Origin of the sequence: Streptomyces sp. NPDC052052 (assembly GCF_040680455.1) — a bacterium.
GTDB lineage: Bacteria > Actinomycetota > Actinomycetes > Streptomycetales > Streptomycetaceae > Streptomyces.
Map to the genome: position 1 here is coordinate 1 of NZ_JBFAWU010000064.1, position 1,605 is coordinate 1,605.

Annotated in this window: 1 protein-coding gene; it reads left to right on the forward strand. The window is 67.0% G+C overall.

From position 1 onward, the window contains the following. Positions 1–20: 20 nt before the first annotated feature. Positions 21–1,605: acyltransferase domain-containing protein (locus AB0L71_RS32650; RefSeq protein ID WP_365250373.1), on the forward strand; the 1,585-nt coding region annotated here is incomplete at its 3' end.

Here is a 1,605-nt window from a genome sequence, read left to right on the forward strand (position 1 = left end):
TCAGCGGTACCAATGCGCATGTGGTTCTTGAGGAGGCGCCGTTGGTGCCGGTTGTTTCGGGTGTGCCTGTGGGGTGTGGGCCGTCTGTGGTGCCGTGGGTGTTGTCGGGGAAGAGTGTGGAGGCGGTGCGGGCTCAGGCGGGGCGGTTGTTGGCGGATGTGGAGGCGCGGCGGGTTGTTGATCTGGTGGGTGTGGGTGCCGGGTTGGTGGGTACCCGTGCGGCGTTCGAGCATCGTGCTGTGGTTGTGGGTTCTGACCGGGAGGGTCTGCTGGCGGGTCTTGCGGGGCTTGCTGCTGGTGTGGATGTGCCGGGTGTGGTGAGTGGTGTGGCGGCTGTTGGTGGGAAGTCGGTGTTCGTTTTTCCGGGGCAGGGGTCGCAGTGGGTGGGTATGGCGCGGGAGTTGGTTGCTGTGTCGCCGGTGTTCCGTGAGTGGTTGGGGGAGTGTGCCCGGGCGTTGTCGGTGTATGTGGAGTGGGATGTGCTGGAGGTGTTGGATGATCCGGTTGCGTTGGAGCGGGTGGATGTGGTGCAGCCGGTGTTGTGGGCGGTGATGGTGTCGCTGGCGGGGTTGTGGCGGTCGTGGGGTGTGGAGCCGGATGCGGTGGTGGGGCATTCGCAGGGGGAGATCGCGGCGGCGGTGGTGGCGGGTGCGTTGAGTGTGGCTGATGGTGCGCGGGTGGTGGCGTTGCGGAGTCAGGCGATCAGGGTGCTGGCGGGTCTGGGTGGGATGGTGTCGGTGGCGTTGCCTGTGGGTGAGGTGCGGGCCCGGATCGGTCGGTGGGGTGAGGATGTCGGGGTGGCGGCGGTGAACGGGCCGGCCTCGACGGTGGTTTCGGGTTCGGTGTCGGCTTTGGGTGAGCTGATGGAGGTGTTGGCGGGGGAGGGGGTGCGGGTTCGTCGTATTCCGGTGGATTACGCCTCGCATTCGGCGTATGTGGACCGGATTCGGGCGCAGGTGCTGCGGGTGCTGGAGCCGATTTCGCCGAGGTCGTCGGAGGTTGCTTTCTATTCGACGGTGACGGGTGAGCGGGTGGACACGGCGGGGCTGGATGCGGAGTACTGGTTCCGGAATCTGCGTGCGACGGTGGAGTTCGAGAAGGCGACGCGTGCGCTGCTTGGGGATGGTTACAGGATCTTTGTGGAGTCAAGTCCTCATCCTGTGTTGGCGATTGGGTTGCAGGAGACTTTCGAGGCGGTGGGGGGTGGTGCGCATGTCGTTCCGTCGCTGCGTCGTGAGGAGGGTGGCCTGGAGCGGTTTGTGATGTCGGTGGGGCAGGCGTATGCGTTGGGTGCTGATGTGGGCTGGGCGGGTGTGTTCGCCGGGGTTCGCCCGGTGGAGCTTCCGACGTATCCCTTCCAGCGGCGTCGTTACTGGCTGGGGTCCACTGCTCCTGTGGGTGATGTGAGGGCGGCGGGTCTCACCGCGGTGGGTCATGCGTTCCTGGGGGCGGCTGTGTCGCCGGCCGGGGGCGACGGGTTGCTGTTGACCGGTCGGCTTTCGCTGCGTGGGCAGCCGTGGCTGGGGGATCACGCGGTGACCGGGACGGTGCTGCTGCCCGGGACCGCCTTCGTCGACCTCGCCCTCCACGCAGGCGGCCAACTCG